The 6,683-nt window shown below is 67.9% G+C and carries 7 protein-coding genes; 3 read left to right on the plus strand and 4 right to left on the minus strand.

The features are described 5' to 3' along the window. Nucleotides 1-468: 468 nt before the first annotated feature. From CCS01_RS24435 to CCS01_RS24445, 4 genes are all read right to left on the minus strand, one after another. Nucleotides 469-1,941 carry a phospholipase D-like domain-containing protein gene (locus tag CCS01_RS24435; RefSeq protein WP_239992377.1) on the minus strand — a complete coding sequence of 491 codons (1,473 nt, stop codon included), beginning with the start codon at nucleotides 1,939-1,941 and terminating at the stop codon, nucleotides 469-471. Between the two features lie 92 nt (nucleotides 1,942-2,033). Next, a complete protein-coding gene (locus CCS01_RS33165; RefSeq protein ID WP_146101944.1) occupies nucleotides 2,034-2,258 on the minus strand; it encodes a hypothetical protein in 225 nt (74 codons plus the stop codon). Nucleotides 2,259-2,338: 80 nt separating this feature from the next. Then, entirely contained in the window at nucleotides 2,339-3,025 is a 687-nt protein-coding gene (locus tag CCS01_RS24440; protein ID WP_104521377.1) for a ZIP family metal transporter, read from the minus strand. A gap of 48 nt (nucleotides 3,026-3,073) precedes the next feature. After that, nucleotides 3,074-4,048 carry a cation diffusion facilitator family transporter gene (locus CCS01_RS24445; RefSeq protein ID WP_104521378.1) on the minus strand — a complete coding sequence of 325 codons (975 nt, stop codon included), beginning with the start codon at nucleotides 4,046-4,048 and terminating at the stop codon, nucleotides 3,074-3,076. 85 nt (nucleotides 4,049-4,133) lie between these two features. Between CCS01_RS24445 and CCS01_RS24450 the strand changes: the two genes are divergently transcribed. The 3 genes from CCS01_RS24450 to dmeF all read left to right on the plus strand — a co-directional run bounded on the left by CCS01_RS24450 (nucleotide 4,134) and on the right by dmeF (nucleotide 6,111). Then, the gene (locus tag CCS01_RS24450; RefSeq protein WP_239992378.1) at nucleotides 4,134-4,451 is read left to right on the plus strand and encodes an ArsR/SmtB family transcription factor; all 318 of its coding nucleotides are present in this window, start codon (nucleotides 4,134-4,136) and stop codon (nucleotides 4,449-4,451) included. Nucleotides 4,452-4,594: 143 nt separating this feature from the next. Further along, nucleotides 4,595-4,873: a metal/formaldehyde-sensitive transcriptional repressor gene (locus CCS01_RS24455; protein ID WP_104521380.1), complete on the plus strand. Its 279-nt coding sequence runs from the start codon at nucleotides 4,595-4,597 to the stop codon at nucleotides 4,871-4,873. Next, nucleotides 4,870-6,111, plus strand: a complete 1,242-nt coding sequence (gene dmeF, locus CCS01_RS24460; protein WP_239992379.1) for a CDF family Co(II)/Ni(II) efflux transporter DmeF — start codon at nucleotides 4,870-4,872, stop codon at nucleotides 6,109-6,111. Before CCS01_RS24455 ends, dmeF begins: the two co-directional genes overlap by 4 nt. Nucleotides 6,112-6,683 lie beyond the last annotated feature (572 nt).

Here is a 6,683-nt window from a genome sequence, read left to right on the forward strand (position 1 = left end):
GTCAACGGACCGCTGCTCACCGTCAGCGTCGGTTTTCACCAACCGCACAATCCAAGCCACGCGTCCACCCCCAATCAGAGAACAGACACGAAACTATCGCGCCGTCGTCCGCACCCCCAATCTTCAGGCAGTCCCGGCGGCGAGCTCCGGTTCGGCACGGCTTCGATATGTATGGCCGAAGCAGAGTCGATTTGGCCGCCCGGTACAAGTCACAAATGCGTTATTATATGGCTACACTTTTAGACGGCCGGGACAGTCTTTCCAGGATTCCGGCCAATTTATAATAATGGCAAGTCGGAAGCTCGGGTTAAAATCCCGAAGAGATGAACGCGCACGGACGGTGCCGGACGACACCGGTCCACACGCCGCAGACAGCCCCCATCCCCCAGCCCTTGCCAACCGTGGCGCGCCGAAAGACGGGAGGCCTTCCGCCACATCCAATACGGGCAGCCTTTCCGGCGAGCGGTACTACGCGCCGTCCCGTCGCCGGCCAGCGATGACAGCGCCCACGCCCACCGCCACGGCGACGGCTGCAAGCGCGGCGGCGTGGGCCGGCACAACGACACGCAGTGCCTGGATGAAGGTGGCGCTCATGCTCTCCGGCCGTTGCGGATCGAGTATGTATGTCCGGGCCAGTTCGCGCTCCATCCCGGACAGTGCCGGCGGCTCGAAAGGAACGAGGGTCTTGCCGGACCGGCCCCGCAGGCGATCCAGCGCGCGGACAAGGGAACCGTCCTCCGCTTGCAGGATTTCGCGCAGTTCGTCGCGCGTGATGCCCAGGTGCTCGGCGAGCAGGCTGTCGCGCACGCGCAGGATGGCGGCTCGCAGGGCCGGCGCGTCCGCGTCTCCGGGCCGGACTTCCACGGCCAGGTCGCATTCCGTATCCACGCCCATCGACCGGTTGTTGACGTTGGACGACCCGATGCGGATCAGGGCGTCATCGATCACCAGCACCCTGGCGTGCACATAGATGTCGGCGCCGCCCTCGGTCACGGGCGTGTAGAAGCGCAGGCGGTTGTGCGTGTCGGCCCGCCGCAGCTTGCGAAGCAGATGGGCGCGGGCCGAGCCCATGATCTCCTCTTCGAGCCAGCCCTCGGCCTGCCTGGGATTGACGACAACCACCTCCGGGCCGTCCGGTTCGGTCAGCCGCTCCGCCAGGGCCTCGCTGAGGCGGTGGGCGCTGAAATACTGGCTTTCCAGATAGATGGTGCGGCGCGCCGCGGCGAACGCGGCGAGATACAGCGCCTCGATCTCGCGCACTTCCGGCTGCCCGCCATAGGCCGGTTCGGTCCGGGCGATGGCTACGTCCACCGCGCGGAACCCCGGCTCCAACCCCTCGGGCCAGTAGTCGCCGACGGGCCGCGGGGCGTCCGGCCGCCATCCGTTCGCCGTCTGCCACCGCGCCCGGGCCAGCGCGCCGAGCGCCTGCGCGGCGGCGCCGTCCACGGCGGCGGTCACGTCGTGCCAGGGGCCATGCTGCGAGCCGTCCGGCCGCACGCGCCGGGGATCCCTGTCGGGATGCGCCGGCGTATCCCATCGATCGACAGTAACGTCAATGCCGCCGCAGAATGCGATGGCGTCGTCGATCACCGCGATCTTCTGGTGATGGCAGGCGTCCGGCGGGTGATGCGCGTCCAGGTGGAAATGCAGGCGGCGGCTGGTCAGCCATTCGAGCAGAAACAGCGGCGTCGTGCCGCGCAATGGCATTTTGAGAAAGGCCAGGTCCCAGCGCAGCACATAGACGCGTAGCTGCGGATGGCGGCGGACCACATGGTTCAGCAGCGATCCCAGGCGGTTAGGCGCGTGCGGGTCGGGGTCCTCGCGGTCGAGCGCGACGCGGGTGTCGAAATCCCAGCCGATGAGCAGGATGGCGTGACGTGCTTTCAGGATCGCCGCCTTGAGGTGCGCGAAGTAAGCGGCCGCGTCGATGATAACCGCCATGCGATCGGCACGCGCCAGTCGCCAGCATGTCGCTCCGGGCTCGAGGATTGCGCCGGTCCCGGCCTCTTGCGCCTGTTCAGCCCCGGGGCGCGTCATGAAATGCCCCGCCCGGCGAGGCCCGCACGATCGATACGCTCGCCCGGCGCGCCAGGATCACGCCAGACGCCGTGGCACTTCGGGGAGTCGCCGATGCCGATGCCCTGCCGCCCGCGCATCGCCGGATCCGGCCTGCAAACCAGGTGGGAAAGCCTTACGCGTACGTCGCCGTTGGACATTCTGCACGTCTTTCCCTCATGAACCGCCAGGGAGACCGCCATGGCCCGTCATCCTGAAACCTGGCCGTCAGACCGGCTCGCCGGATGTTCATCACCCGATGCGATGCCGGAGTCCCCCCACGTCATGACGCCATCATCTCGCTCATGACGGTCAGGGCGAGGAAGCCGACGAAGAACGCCGCCGTGCCCCATGCGGTTTCCGGCCGCTCATGCGCTTCGGTCAGCAACTCCTCCGTGACCAGGTAGAGCAATGCGATCAGGCCGAACGCGAAGGCAACGGTCTGCCAGACCCGGGGCAGTCTCGCCACCGGCAGGGCGATGAGCGCGCCCAGCGGCACGCACAGCGAGACGCCGATGGCGCTGCCGATGACGATCCACCACGACGTCTGCTTGCCGAGCGCCCCGGTGATGGACAGCCCGAGGAACAGGAACTCGATGGCGAGGGCAATGGCCAGCAGCATGCCCTGCTGCCGGCCGGCGTTGAAGCCGAGCCCGAGCACGAGTCCATCGATCAGCGCATCCACGCCGGCGGCGGCCACCAGGCCGATCGGGCGTTGCTCCGATCCCTCGGTGACATGGCGCAGCAGCAGCATCGCGACGATGCTGATGCCGCCGCCCAGGATGACCGGCCAGACGGTGCCCTGCCTCACCGCGTCCGGCAGGATCTCGCCGGCGGCTGCATAGAATACGACGCCGGCCGCGAAATGCTGTATGGCGCCGATGACCTTGGGGCTGGGCGGCCGCAGTGTCGTCCAGATGGCGCCGGCCGCGGCCACGGCGACGGGGATGAGGGAATACAGCCACATCATCCAGCAACGATGCTTGCCCGGCGCAGTGCCTGCCTCGACTGAACGTCATCAGACGACGTGGTCGGGCCGCAATTCGCAGGCGCGGGCCGCTTCGGCCGTTTCCAGCTGGATGGTGGCGTGCCCGATGCCGAAGCGCGCGCGCATGTCGCAGGTGATCCGTCGCAGCAGGTCGCCGTCGCCGTCCGCGTCGATCCGCACCAGATGCGCGGTCAGGGCGGTTTCGGTCGTGCTCATGGCCCAGATGTGCAGGTCGTGCACCTCGGTCACGCCGGGCAGCGCGCGCAGGTAGCCGTTCACCGCCGCCTGGTCGATCCCGCGCGGCACGGCGTCCATCGACAGGTTCACGGCGTCCCGCAGCAGCGACCAGGTGCCGATGACGATGGCGATGCTGATCACCAGGCTGACCGCGGGGTCCAGCCACAGCCAGCCGGTCACCATGATGATGCCGCCCGCCGCCGCGACGCCCAGGGTCAGCACCGTGTCGGAGGCCATGTGCAGGAAGGCGGCCTTGATGTTCAGGTCGCCCTTGCGCCCGGCCATGAACAGCCAGGCGGTGATGCCGTTGACGAACACCCCGGCGATGGCGACGATCACGATCGTCTTGCCGCCCGCTTGTTCCGGCGTGATCAGGCGCTGGATTGCCTCCCAGGCGATGCCGCCGGTTACCACCAGCAGGATGATCGCGTTGGCCAGCGCCGCCAGGATCGAGGAGCGGCGCAGCCCGTAGGTGTACTGCCCGCTCGGCGCCCTGTGGCTGAGCCAGGCGGCCAGCCAGGCGCCCAGCAGCCCCACCACGTCCCCCAGGTTGTGACCGGCATCGGCGAGCAGCGCGACCGAGTGCGCGGCGATGCCCCAGAACGCCTCGGCCAGCACATAGATCGTGTTCAGGACCACGCCGATGGCGAAGGCTTTGCCAAAGCTGGCCGGGGCATGGTGGTGCCCGCCAATGCCGTGGTGGTGATCGTGGCCATGGTCGTGGTGCCCGTGTTCGTGGCCGTGATGATGCTGGTGGTCGTCGCCCATGGCCGTGCTCCAGGAAAAGATGGACGGCTTGCCTGTTACAGTATAACGTCACATGAACAGGTATTCCGATATAGGTTGTCTACCCGTGCCCGCAGTGTTGTCAATCGCGCCGGCCCAGATCGCCGAACTGGCCGAGATGTTCCGGATCATGGGCGACCCGAGCCGGCTTTCCATCATCCTGGCCTGCCTGGATGCGCCGATCCCGGTTTCCGAGGTCGCCGCCCGGACCGGGCTGTCCGCGAACCTGGTCAGCCACCATTTGCGGCTGCTGCGGGCGGCCCGCATCCTGCGGGCGGAACGCCGCGGCAAGCAGATCTTCTACGCCGCGGCGGACCAGCATATCCGCGTCACGATTGCCGACATGGTCGCGCACGTCGCGGAGCCCTCGGACGGGGAGGCGTAGGGCGCCCGGTCCCGCGCCCACCGCTGGCATCGCTTTGCCGGCCTGGTTCGGCGCCGGCACGCCGTGGCTTTGGGGCGTGGAGGGGGCAGCCTCCGGCGCAACCGCCCTTTCCATAGGGTAGCCCCCTATGCTAAAATCCGACCATGACACACACCGTTCGCGAGAAGGAAAAGCTCCTGGCGCGCGTCCGGCGCATCCGCGGCCAGGTCGAGGCGATCGAGCGCGCCCTGGAAGCCGAGAGCGGGTGCGAGAAGGTGATGCACCTGATCGCCAGCGCCCGCGCGGCCATGGCCGGGCTGATGGCCGAGGTGGTCGAGGACCATGTGCGCACCCACCTCGTCGATCCGCAGACCCACCCCAAAGCCCTGAACGCCGAGGCGGCCGAGGAGCTCCTGGCGGTCGTCCGGACCTATCTGAAATGAAGGCCGATCCCATGGCGGATGTCGAAGTCCCGGTGTTTCCGATGACGCACAGCCACGTCTTCCTCGGACAGGGGCACGCGCATGCCGAGCGCCGGACCTGGGCGGTGATCTGGCTGTGCGGTGTGATGATGGCGCTGGAGATCGTCGGCGGGTGGCTGTTCGGCTCGATCGCGCTGGTGGCGGACGGGCTGCACATGTCCACCCATGCCGGCGCCATGCTGCTGGCCGCGCTTGCCTACCACTATGCCCGCAGGCATGCGGACGATCCGCGCTTCACCTTCGGGACCGGCAAGCTCGGCGACCTGGCCGGGTTCACCAGCGCCATCATCCTGGCGATGATCGCCGTCCTCATCGGCTACGAGGCGGTCTCCCGCTTCGTCGCGCCGGTGCCGATCCATTTCGCCGAGGCCATCCCGATCGCCTGCCTCGGCCTGGCGGTGAACGTGGCGTCGGCCTGGCTGCTGTCGGGCGGCCATCACCACCATCACGGGCATGGCCACGGCCACGCCGACGGCCATGATGACGCACACCGCATCCCCACGTCCGAAGGCGTCCTGGTCCTGAGCGTGTTCGAGGACAACCATCCGCCGGTGTTCCGCCTGCACGCCGAGACGGGGACGATGCCGGCGGCCGTCAGCATCGAAACCGTGCGGCCGGACGGCGCGCGCCAGGTGTTCGCCATGGCCGACCGCGGCGGATACCTGGAAAGCCTTGACGAGATCCCGGAGCCTCATGCCTTCACCGCGCATGTCCGCGCCGGCGGGGGCGACTGTGCCGTCGTCTTCCAGGAGCACGAGCATGCCCACGGTGCGGCGCATCGCGACAACAATATGCGGGCGGCCGTCATCCATGTCGCCGCGGATGCCGCGGTGTCCGTCCTGGTCATCGCCGGGTTGCTGCTGGCGCGCGCCTTCGGCTGGCTGTGGATGGATCCGCTGGCGGGCACCATCGGCGCCTGCGTCATCGCCAGTTGGTCCTACGGGCTGATCCGCGACACCGGCGCCATCCTGCTCGACATGAACCCGGACCAACGAATGACGCGTGCGGTCCAGAGCGCCATCGAGGCCGACGGGGATCGGCTTGGCGAGCTGCATGTCTGGCGGCTCGGCCCCGGCCATCTTGGGGCGATCCTCTCGGTCATGACGCAGTCGGAACACGACGCGCGATTCTACCGGGGGCGGCTGGCGCGGTTCCGCGCCCTGTCGCACGTCACGATCGAGATCGACCGCATGGCCTGAGGCCGGAGCAGGCACTGCGTAAGCTCTGACTCAGGCGACCGGACGCGCGGCGCCGCCCCGCCGTCATGGCGGCCGCAGGGCCACCATAACGTTGTCGCAACGAACGTGGCACTGTCCGCCTACTTTGACAAGGTCACCTTGAGCGGAATGTTCCCCTCCGAATTTGCTTCTGGCGGCTGCGGCCACCGCATGCGGACTCACCCGGGCGAAACCACGCGTGGTGCGCCCGGCGCGCCAACGCCTCTTGGTGTTCGGATCACATGCCGACTCACCGGGACATCCGGAACTGAACCGCGTCCACTTTGAGAACCGTAGTCCGGCAGTTCGGACCTGAGGCGCTGGGTATCGGCGCCCTTCCTGATTGCGCGCCGCCAGAACTATGGTTCTCAAAGTGGACGTGGTTTGGGAGGGCGAAGTGAAACCATCAATTTGTCGGGTGAGCATAGGGACTGCCTGAAGATTGGGGGTGTCAGGCGGCAACCACTGCTTGCGGGATCGGATCGTTAGCCGGATAGAATCGCTGCCCGAAGCCGGAGCCGAGCGTGCCGTTGTAGACGGCGCAGCGGACCTGG

Origin of the sequence: Rhodopila globiformis, assembly GCF_002937115.1 — a bacterium.
Classification (GTDB): Bacteria; Pseudomonadota; Alphaproteobacteria; order Acetobacterales; family Acetobacteraceae; genus Rhodopila; species Rhodopila globiformis.

What these genes read in the sequence shown, in the direction of transcription:
- CCS01_RS24435 (WP_239992377.1), bottom strand. Translation starts at nt 1,941, where the DNA reads ATGGCGGTTATCATCGACGCGGCCGCTTACTTCGCGCACCTCAAGGCG.
- CCS01_RS33165 (WP_146101944.1), bottom strand. Translation starts at nt 2,258, where the DNA reads ATGGCGGTCTCCCTGGCGGTTCATGAGGGAAAGACGTGCAGAATGTCC.
- CCS01_RS24440 (WP_104521377.1), bottom strand. Translation starts at nt 3,025, where the DNA reads ATGATGTGGCTGTATTCCCTCATCCCCGTCGCCGTGGCCGCGGCCGGC.
- CCS01_RS24445 (WP_104521378.1), bottom strand. Translation starts at nt 4,048, where the DNA reads ATGGGCGACGACCACCAGCATCATCACGGCCACGAACACGGGCACCAC.
- CCS01_RS24455 (WP_104521380.1), top strand. Translation starts at nt 4,595, where the DNA reads ATGACACACACCGTTCGCGAGAAGGAAAAGCTCCTGGCGCGCGTCCGG.
- dmeF (WP_239992379.1), top strand. Translation starts at nt 4,870, where the DNA reads ATGAAGGCCGATCCCATGGCGGATGTCGAAGTCCCGGTGTTTCCGATG.